General features: G+C 73.4%; 12 protein-coding genes and 1 pseudogene. 4 read left to right on the forward strand and 9 right to left on the reverse strand.

The window, feature by feature from the left end:
- Positions 1-26: 26 nt before the first annotated feature.
- The 8 genes from F9278_RS38815 to F9278_RS38850 form a co-directional block, all read right to left on the reverse strand.
- Positions 27-470, reverse strand: a complete 444-nt coding sequence (locus F9278_RS38815) for a hypothetical protein (protein WP_152172477.1) — start codon at positions 468-470, stop codon at positions 27-29.
- A gap of 26 nt (positions 471-496) precedes the next feature.
- Positions 497-5,209 carry a hypothetical protein gene (locus tag F9278_RS46525; RefSeq protein ID WP_193241832.1) on the reverse strand — a complete coding sequence of 1,571 codons (4,713 nt, stop codon included), beginning with the start codon at positions 5,207-5,209 and terminating at the stop codon, positions 497-499.
- 10 nt (positions 5,210-5,219) lie between these two features.
- Positions 5,220-6,512, reverse strand: coding sequence for a serine/threonine-protein kinase (locus F9278_RS38825; RefSeq protein ID WP_152172478.1), 1,293 nt, complete (start codon positions 6,510-6,512; stop codon positions 5,220-5,222).
- On the reverse strand, positions 6,505-9,444 hold the full coding sequence (locus F9278_RS38830) for an AAA family ATPase (RefSeq protein WP_152172479.1): 2,940 nt from the start codon (positions 9,442-9,444) through the stop codon (positions 6,505-6,507). The genes F9278_RS38825 and F9278_RS38830 overlap by 8 nt, the downstream gene beginning before the upstream one ends.
- A 198-nt stretch (positions 9,445-9,642) precedes the next feature.
- A complete protein-coding gene (locus tag F9278_RS38835; protein WP_404819034.1) occupies positions 9,643-11,961 on the reverse strand; it encodes a prolyl oligopeptidase family serine peptidase in 2,319 nt (772 codons plus the stop codon).
- Between the two features lie 317 nt (positions 11,962-12,278).
- Positions 12,279-14,063, reverse strand: a complete 1,785-nt coding sequence (locus F9278_RS38840) for an N-acetylglutaminylglutamine amidotransferase (protein WP_152172481.1) — start codon at positions 14,061-14,063, stop codon at positions 12,279-12,281.
- Between the two features lie 246 nt (positions 14,064-14,309).
- Positions 14,310-15,509, reverse strand: a complete 1,200-nt coding sequence (locus tag F9278_RS38845) for a carboxylate-amine ligase (protein WP_152172482.1) — start codon at positions 15,507-15,509, stop codon at positions 14,310-14,312.
- Positions 15,510-15,757: 248 nt separating this feature from the next.
- Positions 15,758-16,162, reverse strand: a complete 405-nt coding sequence (locus F9278_RS38850) for a hypothetical protein (RefSeq protein ID WP_152172483.1) — start codon at positions 16,160-16,162, stop codon at positions 15,758-15,760.
- A gap of 196 nt (positions 16,163-16,358) precedes the next feature.
- Between F9278_RS38850 and F9278_RS38855 the strand changes: the two genes are divergently transcribed.
- A complete protein-coding gene (locus tag F9278_RS38855; RefSeq protein ID WP_152172484.1) occupies positions 16,359-17,537 on the forward strand; it encodes an IS701 family transposase in 1,179 nt (392 codons plus the stop codon).
- A gap of 142 nt (positions 17,538-17,679) precedes the next feature.
- On the opposite strand, the gene F9278_RS38860 is transcribed toward F9278_RS38855, so the two are convergent.
- The gene (locus F9278_RS38860) at positions 17,680-17,958 is read right to left on the reverse strand and encodes an Atu4866 domain-containing protein (protein WP_152172485.1); all 279 of its coding nucleotides are present in this window, start codon (positions 17,956-17,958) and stop codon (positions 17,680-17,682) included.
- Positions 17,959-18,197: 239 nt separating this feature from the next.
- Here F9278_RS38860 and F9278_RS47745 point away from each other — a divergent pair, with 239 nt between their 5' ends.
- From F9278_RS47745 to F9278_RS47755, 3 genes and pseudogenes are all read left to right on the forward strand, one after another.
- Positions 18,198-18,575 (forward strand): hypothetical protein, encoded by a 378-nt coding sequence (locus F9278_RS47745; RefSeq protein ID WP_226967136.1) that lies wholly within the window; start codon positions 18,198-18,200, stop codon positions 18,573-18,575.
- Positions 18,515-19,075: an Atu4866 domain-containing protein gene (locus F9278_RS47750; RefSeq protein WP_226967137.1), complete on the forward strand. Its 561-nt coding sequence runs from the start codon at positions 18,515-18,517 to the stop codon at positions 19,073-19,075. Before F9278_RS47745 ends, F9278_RS47750 begins: the two co-directional genes overlap by 61 nt.
- 93 nt (positions 19,076-19,168) lie before the next feature.
- Positions 19,169-19,597, forward strand: a pseudogene (locus F9278_RS47755) (amidohydrolase family protein); the annotation flags it as partial.
- Between the last annotated feature and the right edge of the window lie 6 nt (positions 19,598-19,603).

The raw sequence follows: 19,603 nt of genomic DNA on the forward strand, positions 1-19,603 counted from the left end.
GCGGAGACGTGTCCGCCGGAGATGTGTCAGCCGAAGAGGACATCGCGTACCTCCAGTGGGGGGCGCTCCAGGTACAGCGGGACGGGTGGGTGGTCCAGGGCGGGCCGGATGTCGACCTCCGGGGGCGTCAGCATGCCGTCCAGCAGCCGCCGGGCCACCGCGGCGAGATCGATGTCCGCCGCCCGTGGCGCCTCCGCCGGCCCCTGCCGTGACGCGAACGCGACGGGGCGGCGCCCGTACTGCTTGGCGAAGTCCTCCCACCGGTCGCCCCGGTAGTCCGCGCCGGGCGCCTCCAGCAGGGCGTGCAGCTCCCGCCTCTCGGGCAGGCCCATCAACTCGTCCTTGGCCCACTCGGCGAGCGCGCCCGCGTCCTGCGCGCCGGTCAGGGACAGCTCCCGGAAACGCTCCGCCACCTCCTCGTCGCCCGCCGACACGGGAAGCCCGAGAACATGGAAGGGGTTCGGCTTCATGGCGCTCCTTCGTTCGCTCGCGGGCGTCACCGTGGTGTGTAGGCGCCCTGGGCCAGGAGTTCGGCCGCGTTGTCGTCGCCGGGATCCCACCTCAGCGCCTGCCGGTACATACGGGAGGCGGAGGCGCTGTCGGTCGCCACGAACAGTCCTCGGTACTTGAAGTGGACGCACAGCGACCGGTTGCCCGGAAGGTGGCCCTTGCCGGGGGCGCAGAACGGGGCGAGCTGGTCGGCGAAGACACGTGCCCTTCCGATGACCGTGCACAGTTCCTCGGTCCGTTTCATCTGGTAGAGGCAGTTCTGCAGTGCGTTGTGCCAGTCGAGCGCGGTCTGCAGCAGCCGGGGCAGCGGAACACCGAGGCCGGTCAGCGGTCGCAGCGCGTCGATGGCGGATTCGTAGTCCTGGTCGATCCCCTCGGCGAGTCCGGCGATGGCGGCCGGGTCCCTGAGCGCCTTCTCGGCGGTCAGGACGGCCTCGGCGCACCACTCGTCGGTGACCGTGCCGGCCAGCGCGGAGATCTCGGCCCAGCGCCGCCCGTCGACCGGCACGGACCATCCGATGCCGAACTCGCCCAGCAGACCGTGTACTTCGGACTCTCCGGTGCGGACGGCCGTGAGCACCCGCAGATGCAGCCGGGCGGTGTCCCGCTCACCGGCCTGGAGCGCCTCGGCGCCGAGGCGGCGGTGCAGGGCGAACAGTTCCCGGCACACGGTGGTGCGCAGCCGGGTCTCCGCGCCGGGCCCGGCGGGCTCCTCGCCGTGCTGCTCCCAGAACCGCTCCGAGGCCAGCAGCAGGGTCCACAGCACGGTCGCGCGGGCGAGATGACCGCCTCCGCGTGCGACGGACGGCGGTCCGCCCAGTGCCGTGTCCCGGTGGAGCAGGGCGAGGGTGTGGTGGAGGCGGACGTCGTACGCCCAGGTGCGCAGGCCGTCCGCCCAACTCCGTTCTATCCGCAGGGAGTCGGCCGACCGCAGGGCGTCGGTCAGTTCGTCGTCCGCCCGGACCGCGACCTCCAGGGCCGGGTAGCGACCGGGCCGGTCCCAGGGGACGGGCTCGTGCTCCGCGCCGGGGAAGAGCCGGCTCAGGAGACGGCGGACGAAGGTGTCGAGTTCCAGGCCGCGGGCGAGTGCCGCGGTTCTGCCGCGGGAGGGGAGGCGTCGGGTGGCGGGACCGGCCGTGGGCAGTACGGCGGCGGCCCGGTGCAGGAAGAGCGCGCCGCGCAGCGGGTCGCCGGAACGGTGGGCGGCCACCGCGCGGTGGCACAGGAGCAGGGCGTACCGGGTGCGGACCGCGTCGTCGTCGCGACCCTGCCGCTCCGCCTCCCGCAGGGCCCGCTCCCACAGCTCCGCCGCCGTCGCGTACTCCCCGACGGCGATCGCGCAGTCGCCCAGACTCCCCGCGTCCACCGGCGGCGGCTCGGCCCCCGCCAGACCCTTCACCAACTCGACCAACGCCCGCGCCTGCCCACGTCCCACCCGCTGCCGGTGGGTCGTGACACCACCGGCCCGGCGGCTGCCGGTCGCGGGGCCACGGGGTGCGTCCTCGTCCGGGGTGCCACCGCCCTGGGCCTCGCCGCCGCGCGGGGTGCGGGCACGGGCTTCGCGGTCACCCGCCGTGGCGCCTCCCGCGCCGCCGCCCGGCCTCGCGCCTGCCGCTCCGCGTGCTCCCGCCCTGCCGTCGTCGGCGTGGGCGAACAGGGCCGGCAGGAGGTGGGCCAGGTCGGCGACCGTGGCCAGGTCGCAGTCGATCGCCGCGGCGGACAGCAGCTCCAGGGACCGTCGCGGGTCGCTCTCGACGAGGCCCGCCGCGTGGACGACCCGGACCAGCGCGGCTCGCTCCCCGGGCCCGTCCGGCGGGGGAGCCGAGGGCGCGCGGCCCTCCAGGGCGTCGGCGAGCAGGGCACACACCTCGCCGTCCGCCGACACCGCCCTCAATAGCCGTACGGCGGCGACCCGATCACCCCGCGCCAACTCGCCCACGGCGGACGCCAACGCCAGCACGGGTTGCATGGCTTCGGACGGCCGCGCTCCTTCGGACGACCGTCCCCCGTCGGACGACCGTCCCTCCTCGGATTGCCGCCGCCCACCTTCGACCGGCGGCCCCGTCTCGCTCGGCCGCCCCTCGCGGGTGCGCCGCCCCTCTTCCGTCGACGTCCCCGCGTCGGCCGGCGTCCCCGTGTCGGTCGCCCGGACCGCGTCGGCCGGCTGCACCTCCCCGGCGTGCCGCACCTCCCCGGTCTCCAGGACACCCCCGGCGTGCCCCGACCCGCCCCCCTGCCCTGCACCGCCCCCCTCCCGCAGCCCAGCCAATCGCTGCGGCTCGTCGAACTGTCGCCCCTCCCGGACCGGTGGTCGTCCCGCAGCGGGGCGGGACAGGGCCGCGGCCGTGGCCCGGGCGGACAGGGCGTGGATCTCTGGCAGGGCGTGCCGTTCTGCCAGGGTGCGGAGCAGGTGGGCCAGGGTGTCGCGGTGGTAGGGGGTCGTGCCGCGCATGCTCGCCGTGGTGAGGGCGGCGGCCAGGGCGGTCGCGGCCCCGGGGGTGGCCTCCTCGGCCAGGGCGACGAGGCGGCGGCACAGCTCCGGGTCGGCGGCCTCCGGATCCTCGGCCAGCCGCGCCAGCCCCAGGACCCATTCCGCCCAGGGGTGCTGCCGTACGGAGGGCGACAGCACGGCCGGCCCGTCGCCGGCCGCGACGGCGGTGGCGTGGGCGACCGTCCGGGCGGCCCGCGCCAGCACGGCCGCGTCCGCCGGTACGGCGTCCGGCGCGGTCGCGAGGGCCCTGCCCAGTTCCCTGGCCGCCTGCCGCGCGTGGTACGGCGCGTCCTCCGGCTCCTGTGTGCTGCCCTCCCCGGCGATCCGGTGCAACCGGAGCGCGCCCAGCGCGTACGGCACCTGCGGCAGCCGATGGGCCGTCAGCCGCCCGAGTCCCTCCTCGACCACCTCGTCCGCCGCGCCGCCGACCGCCTCGGCCCACACCCGCAGCAACTCCGCCTTCTCACCGCTCAGTTCGGCGAGCAGCCGCCCCGCCCTGCCCGGACGCAGCTCCTCCAGATGATGGGCCGCCAGCACCAGCGCCGCCCGCCCGTGCCCGAGCGCGCGGGCCGCCTCCAGCAGCCGCCGCCCCTCCTCCGCGTCCCGGCGCAGCGCCAGCAGCCCCGACCACAGCAGCCGGTCGGCCCGTGGCAGCCGCCGGTACAGCGGCTCCTTCAGCAGCCCGGCCATGTCCGCCGCCCCCGCCGACCGGCCGTACGCCGCCCCCAGCGCCGTACGCAGCGCCTCCAGCCGTTCCGGCGCGCCCCGGCCCTCCGTGGGCGGCCCCGGCGCGGCCCCGTCCGGGGTGTCGGGTCGCCGTCGGCCCTCGGCCAGGTCTCGGCGGAGCCGGGCGATCCCCTCGTAGCCGGGCGGGACGGCAGCCGCCGCGTCCTCGGCGGCCGTGCCGGTCACCGCGTGCGGTTCGGTGTCCAGCAGGAGACAGGCCAGGGCCCAGTCGTCCGCGGTCCGGGTCATCTTCTCGATGAGGAGCCAGAGTCCGGCGCGGTCGCCGGTCAGATACAGCGTCCAGGCGGCGTGATAGCGCCAGGCGGGGACCGAGTCCTTGCCCTGGGCGAGGGGGACGAGCAGGTCGCGGGCGCGTGCGGCGTCCCCGTCCAGGAGGAGCAGGCGGCCACGGGCGTAGCCGAGCCAGGGGCTCACCTGGGCGGGCGGGGCGAGCGCCGCCAGCCGGGCGGCGGTGACCGGCGGCGGCCGGTCCGAGCCCTCGTCGAACCAGGCCAGCACCCGTCCGAGCGCGGCCGTCGCGGCGAGCCCCGGTGCGGCGGGACCGTGCCCCTCCGCACCGTGCCCCTCCGCACCGTGCCCCTCCGTACCGTGCCCCTCCGCACCGTGCCCCTCCGCACCGTGCCCCTCCGTACCGTGCCCGGCAGGAGCGGGCCCGGCAGGCGCGGGCCACCCCGTCTCGTCGGCCGCGTCGAGCGCCCACCCCGGGATGTCGGCGACCCGACCCGCCCGGATGCAGGCCAGCAGCAGCCCCAGGAGGGCCGTCGCGTCGTGCGGGTCGGCCGCGCGGGCCGCGAGGAAACGCTCCCGGGCCGTGTCGAGTTCCCCGGTGATCTGCAACGCGTGGAGCCCGGCCGCGCGGTCCGACCCCGGCAGCCCGGTCGAGGCCAGCGCGACCGCCCGCCCCCACCGCTCCGCGTCCGAGGAGAAGTCCACCCGCAGCACCTCGGCGGCGAGTGCCAGGACCGCCGGTGGCCGTGGCCCGGACCGGCCCAGCAGATCCGCGCAGACCTCGATCCGGGGCGCGTCCCGCACGCCGGAGCGGGCCAGTTCGTCCGCCACCGAGGCCCTGACCGCCTCCGGGAGGGACTCCGCCCAGTACAGCCGGGTCAGCAGTTCGCAGGCCGGTAACTCCTCGCCGCGCCCGAACCGGGCCGCCGCCAGCGGCCGTACCGCCTCGTCGAGGGGGACGTCACCGGCCTCCGCCACCCGCCCGGAGAGACTCTCCAGCGCCGCGAAGTCGGCCTCGGTGAGCAGCGGCCGGTACGGCGGTTCCGCGACGGACCGTACGAAGTCCACGTAGAAGGGAGTGACCGCCTCGGGGCGCTTCTCCCACTGCGCCCAGATCTTGCGCAGCTTCGTCAGACCACTGTGCGGATCGGGGTCCTGGAGTGCCGACAGCCACTGTCTGCGCAGCCGTCCCGAGGACGAGAAGAAGTCACCGAAGGACGCGGGCGCACTCATGCCGCCGTGCTCACCCCCTGTCTCTCTCGCGTCGCAGGAGATCCTCGAAGTGCCGTGCCTGGTAGGCGTTCCCGGCCCGCCGATAGGTGTCGGCCGTCCGCGTCAGCAGCGCGCAGCGCTCCTTGCGGGTTCGCAGGAGCGCGCTGCCGCGCACCAACTGCCAGGACTCCGCCAGCCGTCGCGCCGACCCGGCCGGGTCGCCCCGGGTGTCGAGCAGCCCCGCCAGTTCGTTGAGCAGCGCCAGCCGGACGGCGGGCGACGGATTCTCCGCGCCGGAGTCCAGACAGCCGCGCAGGGTGTCGCAGGCGCCGGCCGTGTCACCGGCGGCGGCCTGCTCACGGGCCCGTTCCAGCGCGTTCGCGCCGGGCGGCGGACGGCGGGGCCCGGCCTCGGCCTCGGCCAGCGCGCCCAGGAGTTCCGTCGCGCTGCGGAAGCGCCGCGCGGGATCGAACTCCAGACAGCGCAGCACGACGGCGTCGATCTCGCGGGTCACGGTGTTGTTCAGCCGGGACGGCGGTGCCACCGCACGGCCCTCCTTCTTCCGCCGGTACAGCCAGTCTCCGTGCAGGGCGTCGGGCAGTTCGTGGGGCGGGACGAGATGCTCGAAGGGCAGCCGCCCGGTGAGCCCTTCGTACATCAGCACCCCGAGGGAGTACAGATCGGAGGCGGGCACGCTCTCGCCCTGCGAGGTCTCCGGCGCCATATAGGTGAGGGTGCCGGCGACTCCGGGGACGGTCCCGGACTCCAGCAGCCTGGCGGCGAGACCGAAGTCGATGAGCCGTACGGTCAGGTCCGTGCCGAGCAGGACGTTGTCCGGCTTGAGGTCGCGGTGCAGCAACGGCTGGTCCAGGGCGTGCAGTCCGCGCAGCGCCACACAGATCTGCCGCGCCCAGGTGAACAGCTGCTTCGCGGAGACCGTCCGCCGGCTGTGGAACTGGTCGGCGAGCGTGGTGCCCTGCACGTACTCCATCACCAGGAACGCCCGGCCGCCGGCGTCATGGGCCAGCCCGCCGTCGTACACATGGACGAGGTGGCGGCGTGCCTCGGCGTCGGTCATGCCGTCCATCGCCTCGGCCAGCCGCAGGACGTCGGAGAACCGGTGCCGGGCGTCCTCCTCGGTCATCCCCGTCTCCCGGGAGATCTTGCAGGCGACCCGTCGGACGGGCCGGCCCAGGATGCGCTGCTCGCTGAGGAAGACGGCGCCGAAGTTACCGCCGCCGACCCACTCGGTGAGCAGATAGCGGTCGTCGATCATCCGGCCCTCGAACGACCGCAGGTCCGTCCCGGCCCCACCGTCACCCATGGCCCGCTCCGTCGGTGCCGGTGCCGGTGCCGGTGCCGGTGTCGATGGAGGTGTCGGTGTCGATGGAGGTGGCTGAGTCTGTGGCGGGGGCGGTGGAGTCGTCGGCGGCGACGAAGCGGACGTCCGTCCGAGGCCCGCGTCCGTCGGCACCGGCCCCCTCGGGACGGAAGTCCAGCTCGATACGGGCGCACCGCCGGAACTCGTCCTTCCTGCGCTGCTGTTCGAGCAGGACCGGGCTCTCGATCAGGTCGGAGAGGATCTTCGCGACGATACGGCCGCCCTCCTTGCCGCCGGACCTCTCGTTCCGCAGATGCCCCTGCCGGGCGGCGTGCAGGATCAGCGCCTCCGGGACGATCAGTTCCTTCTCCCGTTTGTCCCGCCAGAACGCCCGCTGCCGTTCCACGAGTTTGCGGCAGATGCCGGTCATCGCGTCCAGGTCCAGCGGCCGGAACACGATGATCCGGCGGATGCGCGCCAGGAACTCGGGGGAGAAGACGGGACCGCCGTGCGCGCCCTTCCCGACCTGGAGCAGGGCCTCCTTCACCCGGGCGACGATCTCCTCCTCGGGCCGTCCCTCCCGGCTCATCAGGGCGATGATCTCCTGGCCCGCGTTGGTGGTGAGGATGAAGATCGCCCGGTCGCCGTGGGCCTTGACCCCGCGCTGGTCGATGATCCAGCCCTCGTCGAAGAGGTTCAGGAAGGGCCGCCAGACCTCGGCGTGCGCCTTCTCCGCCTCGTCCAGCAGGAAGACGCAGTACGGGTCCGCGTTCAGCTCGTTGATCAGCCGGCCGCCGCGCTCGAAGCCGATGTATCCCGGTGGGGAGCCGATGATCCCGGCCACGCTGTGCGCCTCGGAGAAGTTCTCCATGGGGTAGGTCTGGAGGCGTTTGGAGGAGGAGTAGAACCCCGCGACGGTCTTCGCCAGTTCGGTCTTGCCGGTCCCCGTCAGCCCGGCGAACAGCATCACCGACGCCGGGCCGCCGCTCGCCCCGGCCACGCCCGCCTTGATCCGGCGCAGTTCGTTCGCGACGACCTCCAGCGCGTCCCGCTGGCCGAACACCGAGCCGCCGAGCGCCTGTTCGTAGTCGATCCCGTCGTCGCCGGTACCGGCGATCTGCCCGGCGGGCACCCCCGACATCTCGGCGATGACCCGCACCACGTCGTCGGTGTCCACGACGGTCCGGGTGTCCCCGAGCTGCGTACGGCGGTAGTCCAGGTCCTCGCAGGCCCGGCGGAGCACCTTGACGGCGGCCAGCGGCATCCGCTGGGCGAGGATGTAGTCCCCGGACAGCACGACCGCCCGGTCGACGACCCGGTCGGCGACCTCGGTGCCGAACTCCGCCTCCAGCGCGTCCGCCGCCTGCCGGACCATGTCCCGTGCCGTGGCCCGGTCCGGTTCGGTCATGTCGATACGGGTGGTCAGCTCCCGCAGGGCGTGGTCGGCGGCCAGCAGATCGTCGTACTCCTGGCCGGAGAGGATCCCGATGAGATGGATCCGGCGTTCCTTCAGCGCGCTGCGCAGGGCCTGGACGTGGTCGGTGCCGTGGGGGCCGCGGAGCAGGGCGCCGAGTCCGTCCAGGCAGACGACGAGATCGGTGCGGCCCGCCACATGGGCGATGATCCGGGCGAGTTTGGCGCCGCTGTCGGTGTCCGGCACGTCACGGCAGTCGACGCGCAGCAGCCGCTTGCGCCGCAGGAAGGGCAGCTCTCCGGCCGCCGCACGCCTGGCCAGTTCACGGACCAGCGTGGTGGTGCCGACTCCGGCGGGGCCGGTGATCAGCACATGGTTGTCGCTCGTACGGTGCAGGGCGCGGCCCAGGGTGTCGAAGTAGCGCTCCAGGTGCCGGGCGGCCGGGATGCCCTGGGTGCGGGCCAGCCACGTCAGGTCCTCGGCGGGCGGTGAGTCGGCCGGTAAGCGGAAGGCGATCTCACGCGGCCCCGAGGTGCGGGTCTCCCTGACGGACTGGGCGAGCAACTCCCGCATCCTGGCGAGGTCCACCCGGAGCGGATCCGTCCGGAACACCGACGCGAGCCGTGGCGGCGGGTCCTCCAGCAGGGCGTCCAGGAGATGCGGTGTGTCGACCTGTTCGGCGCCCCAGACCGTGGCGGCGCGCCGGGCCCGCCGCAGCAGGTCGAGCGTCGGCTCGCCCAGGCCGTCGCGGTGCAGCGGGGGTGTCTCCTTCCCGTGCTGCGACAGCCGGAAGGCACCGCCGAGCAGCTCCGCGACCTTCGCCAGGCCCAGTTGGGGCGGGATCTGGAGCCGCACCAGCCGCTCGGTCAGCCCCTCCGTCTCACCGAGCAGCGCGAGGAAGCAGTGCGGGGGCAGCAGCCGGTCGTACCCCAACTCGCCCGCGCGCTCCGCCGACTGCTCCAGTACCGCCCAGGCGTCCGCCGAGAACTCCTCGGAGCGCAGCCGCCCGGCGTCGTCCAGCAGCGGGGGAGGCGGCTCCGTGGTGACGCGCACCTGGTCGCGCAGGGTCCGCGCGGCGGCCGTCGCGTCGAGGATGCGCAGGAACCGCCGGTCGCCGGCGTCGGGATGGTCCAGGACACGGGCGACGAGCAGTTCGAGGCAGACGGGACGCAGCCGGTCGGGGTCCCGGGCGAACTCCGTCGCGAAGCCGTCGAGCGCGGCGAGCGTCTCGGGGGCGAACCGCTCGCGCCGCCCGTCGAAGTCGAAGTCCCCGCCGTCCGGGCTCCGCGGGTTGTACGCGGCGATGGACTCCAGGAGATGCTGCGGCCGGGCGCCCTCGGTGAGCGCGAGCGCGAGGCCCGACAGCACCGCCTGGTCGCCGGAGTCGATCGCGGAGTAGAGGATGTCGCTCGGCCGTACCGTGCCCGAGCAGCGCTGGGTCGCCGCCGAGAGGACATCGATCACCCGTTCGTCAAGCAGGGTGTGCGGAGTGAAGATCCCCTCCGAGAAGAGCGACAGCACGACAGCATCCCCGTACCCGTTCCCGGCGCGTCCGTCTTCGCGGAGCGGGCCGGAGCCAGTGGCAGTTTCCCCGTTGCCCCACAGTCTGGCACGGAGCACGACGACACCGACCGCCATTGGACGACATCAACCCGATAGGTTCACAACGCCCCGGGACCGCCCGGCCGTCACGGGCCGCCCGGCGGCTCGGCCGGCGGCTCAGCCGGCGACATGGCGCTCGATCCAGTCGGCGGCGGTCCGGCGGAAGAGCTTCCGGCTGTCCGCGCGCAGGAAGTCGTGGCCCTCGTCGCGCAGCATCAACAGCGCGGCCTGCAAACCGCGTTCGCGGGCCGCCCGGACGAACTGCTCGGACTCGCCGAGCGGCACATTGGTGTCGTGCTCGCCGTGGACCGTCAGGACGGGCACACGCAGCGCGTCGACCCGGGTCATCGGGGACAACTCCCGCAGCAGCTCCCGGTCGTGTTCCGGGTGCCCGTACTTGTGCGCGGCCGATTCCGCGATCCACGGCTCGGTGCCGGCGTAGAAGGTCGCGAAGTCGGACATGCCGCAGGCCGCGACGCCGGTGCGGAAGAGGGCCGGGTGCCACACCAGGGAGGCCATCACCAGATAGCCGCCGTACGAGCGGCCCATGACGGCGAGCCGGCGCGGATCGGCGAGACCGGCCACGACGACATGGGCCGCGCAGTCGGCGACGTCCTCGATCGCGGCGAACCGTCCCGTGCCGAGGTCGGCGTCGACGAACGACCGGCCGTGCCCCGAGGAGCCGCGCACATCCGGGGCGAAGATGTCCAGCCCCCGGCCCAGCAGTTCGTGGTAGAGCGGGTTGAACACCGGCCGTTCCTGCTCCTCCGGGCCGCCGTGCAGATGGATCACACAGGGCGCGGGCACCCCGGGGGCCCGGCCCGGCGCCCGGTAGTACCAGCCGCTCAGCGGCAGCCCGTCGCGGGCCGTCGGCCGCAGCGGCACCGGCCGTACGGGCGGGCGGCCGGGCGGCACGGCGTCCTCGTCCCGCGACGACCACGGGGTCCGCCGCGCGCTGCCCTCGGAGTACCACCACACCCCGGGGCGGCGCTGTGAGCCGGACAGCGCCAGCACCAGTCCCGCCCGGCCGCCGACCCGAGGGATACGGGTCACCACCTCGTGCGGCAGCGGCACGTTCCGCGGCGGCCCCGGCCGGGCCTCCCCGCCCTCCGAGTCGACGGTGACGACCTCCAGCTCGGTGGCCCCGCGCACGTTCCAGGCCAGGGCCGCGGTGTGTCCGTCGTGGCCGAAGGCCAGCAACTCCAGCCCGCAGTCGGCCCGTTCCGCCGCCACGGACAGGCCCCGCCGCTCCCCTTCGCCGTCCAGCCGTACGGCGAACAGCGCGGCGAACTCGCGTGCCGCGTCGCTGCGCAGCCACAGCGTCCCGCCGTCCGGGGAGAACCGGCCGATCCATGGATCGCCGTCGGCGACATGCAGGGCGAACGTCGTCCGCAGATCCCCGGTCCGCACGACCAGGGCCTCACGCCGCCCGCGCGGCCCCCGCCGCACCAACGCCAGCCGCCCGTCCCGGCTGATGTCGCACACCCGCAGGGTGGCGGCGCCCCGCTCCACCGCCAACAGGGCGGGCGCGACGACACCGAGCGGATCCACGAGATAGGCCGCCAGCCCTCCACCGACGACGCCGGTCCCGCCGCCTTCCTTCGAGGCCGCGCCGTCGCCCCGCCCGCCGTCACCGTCCCCGCCGTCACGTTCGGCGGGTACGCCGGCCGCCTCCGGTACGCGGTCGGTGTCGGTCCCTCCCGGGGCGGTCCCTCCCGGTGTGCGGGCCGTCGGAGCGGCGTCGCCGTGGTGGGGGCCGCCCAGGAGTACGGCTCGGCCGTCCCGTGCGGTCCAGCCCGCCGGGCGGCGCGTGGTGTAGGTGCGCGGGTCGGCGAGGCCCGGCTCCGAGGGGACGGGCCTCTCTTCCGTCTCGGCGCCGCCCGGTGTGCGGACCGGCTCGGCGACGGTGACGGCCACCGCCGAGCCGTCGTACTGCCAGCAGCCCAGATACGCGGAGCTGCCGGGCTCGGCACCGGCGAGGACACGGCGTCCGGTGCCGTCGGGGCGGACGCACAGCACCCGGGTGTGTTCACCGCCGCCGGGAGCCGTGGTGTAGGCGATCCAGCGGCCGTCGGGCGACCAGGCCACCTCCTTGACGGGGTGGGGATCGGAGTCCAGCAGATGGACCTCGTGTCCGTCGACCGGCCCGGTCCACAGCTGCGGAACCCCGCCCCGGTCGCAGATGAACGCGACATACCTGCCGCTCGGGTCCACGGACGGGTACCAGCAGCCGTGGGACCGCAGCGGCTGCGGGGTGTCCAGCGGCCCGGCGGTCCCGGGAAGCGGCACCGGCACGGGCGCGGTGAAGGCCGAGGCCGGCGCCGTGCCCGCACCGGCGGGGTTGCCGACCGCCCCGGCCGCGCCGACCGTTCCCACGGAGGTGGAGGTGGAGGTGGAGGTGGAGGTGGAGGCGTGGTCCGCGTACCGCCAAGGCATCCCGTCCATGACGTCCTCATCGACGGCGACGCGCGCGACGAAACCGGCGCGCGGGAGCGCGGTGGTCGACGGGGCCGCCGAGACCGCCGGGGCCGATGGGGCGACCGGGGCCGATGGGGCCGCAGCCCCCGGTCCCGTTTTCTTTCCCGTCCCCTTTCCCGTTCCCGTCCGTGGGGCGCGGCCCTCCGGCGTACGGGACGTACTGGGTGTACTGGGCGCATGGGGCGCATGGGGCGTACGAGGCCCCGGCTCACGCTCCTGTCGCCCACGAGCCCCCTGCTCCTGGGCCCCCGGCGTACGCGCCCCGCGCTCCCCGGTCACCTGATCCCGTGCGTCTGCAGCCATATCTCCAGCAGGGCTATCTGCCACAGCGCGTTCGCCCCGCGTCGGGTCCGGTGCTCGTCCGGTGCCGACAGCAGTTCGGCGACGTACGCGTCCTCGAAGACGCCGCGCGCCCTCGCCTCGGGCGCGGACAGGGCCTCCCGGACGCGTCCCAGCACGGGGCCGGCCATGTGCTTGACGGCGGGGACCGGGAAGTAGCCCTTGGGCCGGTCGACGACCTCGGCGGGCAGCACCCGGCGCCCGGCGGCCTTGAGGACGCCCTTCCCGCCGTCGGAGAGCTTCAGCTCCGGCGGGCAGACGGCGGCCAGCTCCACCAGCTCGTGGTCGAGGAACGGCACCCGGGCCTCCAGCCCCCAGTCCATCGTCATGTTGTCCACCCGCTTGACCGGATCGTCGACGAGCATCACCTCCGCGTCGAGCCGCAGCGCCGCGTCGAGCGCGGTCTCGGCCCCCGGACGCGCCATGTGCTCCCGTACGAACCGCCCGGACACATCGTGATCGGCCAGCACGGAGGGCCGCAGCACCCCGGTGAGGTCGGTGTGCGCCCGGTCGAAGTACGTCGTGGCGTACGCCTCGGCCGCGCGCTCCCGCGAAGCGACCGCCATGTCCGGATACCAGTGGTAACCGGCGAAGACCTCGTCCGCGCCCTGCCCGCTCTGGACGACCTTCACCTCCTTCGCCACCTGCTCCGCCAGCAGATGGAAGGCCACCACGTCATGGCTGATCATCGGCTCGCTCATCGCCGCGATCGCCGCGTCCAGCGCCGTCGACACCCGGTCCGAGGGCACCATCAGCTGATGGTGGGCCGTGCCGAAGTGCCGCGCGACCAGGTCGGACCAGCGGAACTCGTCACCCTCCTCACCACCCTCGGACTCGAACCCCACACTGAAGGTCGCGAGATCCCGCTGCCCCTCGTCGGCCAGCAGCGCCACGATCAGACTGGAGTCGAGGCCGCCGGACAGCAGCACACCCACGGGCACGTCGGCCACCATGCGCCGGCGCACGGCGGTGCGCAGCGCGTCGAGCACCGCGTCCCGCCAGTCGTCGGCGCTCAGCCCCGCGTCCTCGGGCCGCCGGGTGTACGACGGCTGCCAGTAGCGGATGTCGTGGTGGCGTCCGTCCGGCTCCACGACCCGCACGGTGGCCGCCGGCAGCTTGCGCACCCCGGCGAGGACGGTGCGCGGGGCGGCCACGGTGGCGTGCCAGCTCATGTACTGGTGCAATGCCACGGGGTCGAGCGAGGTGTCGACACCGCCGCCCGCCAGCAGCGACGGCAGCGAGGAGGCGAACCGCAGCCGCCCCGGCGCGTGCGCCAGATACAGCGGCTTGATGCCCAGCCGGTCACGGGCCAGCACCAGGCGTCCGGTGGCCTGTTCGGCGATCGCGAACGCGAACATGCCGTAGAACCGTTCGACGCAGGCGGTGCCCCACTGCTGGTACGCCTTGAGCACCACCTCGGTGTCGGAGCCGGAGAAGAAGCGATGGCCGAGACCCCGCAGCTCCGCGCGCAGCTCCTTGTAGTTGTAGACGCAGCCGTTGAAGACACCGGAGATCCGCCCGGCCGGGTCGGTCATCGGCTGGGCCCCGCACTCGGACAGATCGATGATCTTCAGCCGGCGGTGCCCCAGGGCGACGGCGCCCTGCGACCACAGGCCCCTGCCGTCCGGCCCTCGGGGGGCGAGGCGGTCGGTCATGCGCTCGACGGCCGCCAGATCGGGCCGTCCGCCGTCGAAACGGATCTCACCGCAGAGACCGCACATCAGACCGCACCCCCTCGCTGGGGCGCGTTCGCGCCACTCGCGCCAGTCATGCCACTCGCGCCAGTCATGCCACTCGTGTCGCTCGTGTCGCTCATATCGCTGGTGTCACACGTATCGCTGTTGTCGCTCTTGCTGCTGGGCATGCGAGCCACTCCTTGATCACCGGGGCACCGGGCACCACAGCGGGGACGGCGGTCGGCGGACGGCGGCCGGAACCGGCCTGACCAGTCCGCACCGCCACGCGGATCAGCCGCCGACGGACTCCACCGAGTACGCCGCCGAGGCCTCGGGCGGACCCGCCCCGGCCGCCGCGACGGGCCGCCGGCGCACGGCCGGGGCCGCTCCGGGACCGCCGCTCCGCCCCCGCTCGCCCCGGGTCTCGGCGGCCAGCGCCCCGACACAGGCGGGCAGGCCCTCCTCCTCGGCGACCCCGCGCAGCCGATGCGCCGCGCTGCCCCTGGCCAGGGCCTCCTCCAGGAGCACACGTACGGTGTCCCAGTCGCCCTGGGCCTCCAGGACCGGGCGCAGCCGACGGAGCATGTCGCGCAGGACGGTCGGGGCGGGCGCGGCGCGACGGGTCTCCGGATCGACCAGATCGCCCTCCAGACCCGACTGGGCCGCCCGCCACATCGCGGCCCGAAGCCATTCGTGCCGTCCGTCGCAGACCCACCCGGGCCGCTCCAGCCGGACCCGCGCGTCCTCGACCAGGGCCCGGAACAGCCCGGCGATGAGCACGACTGTCTCGGTGCGCGGACTGGCGTCGCAGACGCGAAGCTCCAGGGTCCGCTGGTGCTCGCTGGGCCGCAGGTCGTAGTAGACCATCCCCGAGTCCTTGATCACGCCGGACCGGATCAGTCCCTCGACGGCGGCGTCGTAGTCGGCGGCCCCGGCGAAGCAGCCGACCGGCCCCGCGGTGGGCCAGCGCTGCCACAGCATCGTCCGCCAGCTCGCGTACCCCGTGTCCGCGCCGAGCCAGAACGGCGAGCTGGCGGACAGGGCCAGCAGCGGCGGCAGCCACGGCGAGACCGCGCACATGATCCGTACGGCAGTGTCCCGGTCGGGCACGTCGACATGGACCTGCGCGCTGCACACCAGATGCTCGTCGGCGACCCGGCGGTACTCGTCGACCATGTGCCGGTAACGGAAGTCCGGGGTGGCGTCACCGGGCGTCAGCCGTGCGAACGGTACGGTTCCGGCCGCGACGACGGCGAGGCCCAGCCCGGAGGCCGCCGCGTCCAGTCGCCGCCGGGCGCCGGACAGGTCGGCGTGCAGGGAGTCCAGCGAGTCGTGCACCAGGCTGTTCCACTCCACCGCCGACCGCTGAAGCTCGGTCTTGAACTCGGATCCGCGCAATCGACCGAGGACCGTACCGGCTCCTGGGACCAATCGACCGCTCTCCGCGTCCAGAACATGGAACTCTTCCTCTACGCCCACACGAACGGTCACGGCCTCTCCCTCATCCGTACCGAGATCGCCCACCGGTCCGAGGACCGGCGAGGACCCTGCGTCGCCCGAGTTCCCGACAAAAAGATAAATAAGCCTCACTCATGGATCAAACGGAACGGTGGCCTCACCCGCCAGTCTCGGGCGTATGTTCGAAACCTGTCTCTCGGTCTCCTCCGGACAACCTTCGGCCTTTCCGGGACGTCCCTCGGCCTTCGCCGGACGCCCTTCGCCGGACGCCCTTCGACCTTTCAGGCCGGTCCCGGTCCCTGGGGCCCCAGGTGGATGGACCCATGGATGTCGCGCGCCTGGATCAGCGGGCCGTGAACCGTGCCGCCGACCTCGTTGCGCACATCCCCCGTGCCGGTGGCCGGGGGCGCGGCCAAGGCTTCGGCCCGGCCGCGCCACGCGTCGAGCGCCGTCGCGAACGCGGCGTCCCGGGCGGCTCTCAGGGTCAGTACGTCGGCGAGTTCCCTGGCCCGCGCGGTGTCGTCCGCCGTCCGCGCCAACGCGTTCAACTCGCCTTCCCCATGGGCCTCTTCACCCCGTGGCCGACGCGATACCAGCTCACGCAGCGATGCCCAGATCTGCTGACCGGCCGCTCCCGCGGTGCCGCCCGCGAGCGCCATCAACAGCTCAGGTGCGATCGGGTCCACAGGCGACCTCCGACGGGGATTCCAGCACCTTGCGGTCAGTTCGAGAATAGAGGACGGCGGAGAGGAAGGGACCTGCGCCTCAAGCCGCTTCCGCCGTACCGCAGTTGATTCGCGCCAGGACAAGGCCTAGTACTGCAACCGCATCTGGCGTGACGGATGGTCGGCGGTCTCGTTGGTATGACTGTGTGCTGATGCGCTGACGGTTGAGCAGGTCGAGTCGTGGTCCGAGGGGGTGGCCGGGCTCCATGCCCGGTTCGCCCACCGTTTCGGCAGGTCGGAGCCCCGCGAGCGGGCGCTGGACTACCTGAACGGACTCGTCGCGCCGCTGGAGAAGAAGAACGGGTGGACGCTGTCCGAGCAGGTCGGGCAGCTCCGCCCGGACGGCGTCCAGCGCCTGCTCAACCACTCCGACTGGGACGAGAACGCGGTCCGCGACGATGTGCGCGACTTCGTCGTGGAGACCATCGGAGCCAAGAACGCGGTCCTGATCTGCGACGACACCGGTTTCCTGAAGAAGGGCACCAAGTCCGCCGGAGTCCAGCGGCAGTACACAGGTACCGCCGGCCGCACGGAGAACTGCCAGATCGGGACCTTCCTGGCCTACGCCTCCGCCAGGGGGCGGGCATTGATCGACCGTGAGCTCTACATCCCCGTTTCCTGGACGGATGACCGTGAGCGCTGCCGCGCAGCCGGGATCGACGACGAGATCCCCTTCGCGACCAAGAATGAGCACTGCAAGTGGATGCTGCAACGTGCCGTCGACGCAGGCATCCCGTTCGCGTGGGTCACCGCTGACGAGGCATACGGGCAGGTCAAGCACCTGCGGGTATGGCTGGAGGAACGCAGGATCGCGCACGTACTGGCCACCAAGGTCAACGACACCGTGACCACGGCGGACGGCGGCGACGCCAGGGTGGACCAGTTGGTCGCCGCCCTGCCCAGGCAAGCGTGGAAGCGGGTTTCCGGGGGCCAGGGCGCGCACGGCGAACGGATCTACGACTGGGCCCGCGTCGCCATCCGCCCGTACTGGGAGAACGGCTTCGGGCACTGGGTTCTGGCCCGCCGCAGCATCAGCGACCCCACCGAGATCGCCTACTACGTCTGCTACGGATCGGTGGCCTCCCGGCTGAAAGACCTGGTCAAGGTAGCCGCCGCGAGGTGGGCGGTGGAGGAGTGCTTCCAGACCGCCAAGGGCGAGTGCGGCCTGGACCACTACCAGGTGAGGCTCTACCGGGCCTGGTACCGCCACATCACCCTGGCCATGGCCGCCCTCGCCTACCTGACCGCCGTCCGCGCCGCAGAAGCCGCAAAAGGGGCGGAGCGGACGACGGGCAAGACCTCATACCCCTCAGCGTCCCGGAGATCCGCCGACTGATCGGCCACATCATCGTCACGCCCCGCCACCACAGCAACGACCATCATCTGCACTGGTCACGCTTCCGACGACGCAGCCAGGCCCGTGCCCGCCGCTCCCACTACAAACGCCGAGGCCACAACCCGCAGATGCGGTTGCAGTACTAGCGGCGGGTGTGTCGGTCGCTCTCACGGTAGAGGACCAGGTGCTCGTGGAAGAGAACGCCGTCGCGGACGTCCCCGGTGGCGGTGAAGCCGGTGTCGTCGACGTAGTCGATGTGGTCGCCGCTGACGGTGTAGCTGCCGGTGTAGGCGCTGCGGCGGTTGCCGCGGGCCTCGTCGTAGCGGCCGTCGGGCAGTAGTTCCTGGCGGATGAATCCATCCGCCGTCACCCCCATGCCGACGTACGGATGCGGGGCGCGGGGTGTGTCGTCGCTGGTCATGGCTCCACGATCGCCCCGGCGGCGGGTGGCGACCAGGCCGCGTCCTCCCCAGGTGGGCGCTTCCTGGGTGCCGGACACCTGGGATGACGGCGGCCTGGTTCCGACTCCTCGGCGCGACGAACCTGGTGCTCGGGCAGCCGCCGTGGCTGCCGAGGACCCGCCTCGAAACCCGCACCGGCGCTCATCTCGCGCGGCGGGGATCCCGATGCGGCGACCCCACAGAACAGAGGAGCACGCACATGAGCACGCACATGAGCACCACCGACACCGCCGATAACGCCGCCACCACCGATAACGCCGCCACGGCCACCGTCGCCGCCACGGGCTGGAACGCCGAGGCCCTCGACGAGATCCTCGCGAACGACGACGGCCGTCCCGTCCTGTTCACCAACGCCCGCATCCTGACGATGGACCCGCTGATCGGGACAATGACGGGCGCCGACCTCCTGTACGTCGGCTCCCTGCTCGTCGGCGTCGGTCCGGGCGTCATCACCGCGGCGGGCGACGACAACGCCATCGTCGTCGACCGCACGGGACTGACCGTCGCCCCGCCGTCGTGGACACCGTCGCGCTGGCCGGCGGCCGTGGCCGGCGCGCGGAGTACGTCGCCACGCTGACCCCGGGCAACACCCCCGACTTCCTGGTGGTGCCCGACGAACTGGCCGCCGACGTGCCCGGCGCGATGGCCACCCTCACGACCCGGCCGGAGCAGGTCCGCGCCCTCGTCGCGGCCGGCCGCCCCGTGCTGTGGGCCGGCGCCGACGCCCCCGGCCGGGCCACCGCCCCCGAGACGGGTGTCCCGGCCGCCGCCGATCTGACCGGCAGCCCGCGCGTCGGGGTCTGGATCGACAGGAACGACTTCCTGCACCAGGAGTTGACCGCCGACGGCCGCTACGACGAGACCCGGGGCGAGCGCTCGCACGCCTACCAGGGCCGGTACTGGATCGCCGGCGACCGCGTCGACTACCTGGACGACCTGGACGACCTGGGCTTCTGGGCCTACGGCGAGTTCCAGGGCGACGAACTCCACCACGCGGGCTACGTCATGAAGCTCGGCCGACCCCTCCGACTCGCCCCACCCACGCTCCCCGCCGTACCGAAGGAAGACCTCTCATGAACACGAACTTGAGCACGAACACGAACACGAAAACGAGCACGAGCGCGAGCACGAGCGCGAGCACGAGCGCGAGCGTCAACGACATCACCGGCGTTGCCGTCCTCGAACAGCTCCCGCACCCGCGAGCACTCCGACGCCGCCGTCGAGGCCCTCGTCGGCACCGGCATCCGTGGCGTACACGCCTCCATGGGCCCGCACTTCGGTGCCTGGGACCGCCAGTGGCCCGGCGACCTGGCCCGTATGAAGGACAGGTACTTCAGCAGCGACGACCAACTGCTCACGCTGCGCCTGGCGACCCTGGCCACCGACGAGATCGCCGGACCGGCAATCGCCTACGGCCCCGAACTCGCCCGAATGGCAAGGGATTTGGGCATCGCAGTGGGCGTGGACGCCGTGTTCGGCGCGTCGGGCTCCGAGGCGGTCCTGCGCTGGGCCAAGGACGGCGTCCTCGGCCCCGACGTCACCCTCGTCCACGCCACCGGACTGGCCCCCGAGGCATGTAGCGGCGGCGGCAGCGGTGGCGGCGGC

It is taken from the genome of Streptomyces phaeolivaceus (assembly GCF_009184865.1).
In the GTDB taxonomy this organism is placed as follows: Bacteria; Actinomycetota; Actinomycetes; order Streptomycetales; family Streptomycetaceae; genus Streptomyces; species Streptomyces phaeolivaceus.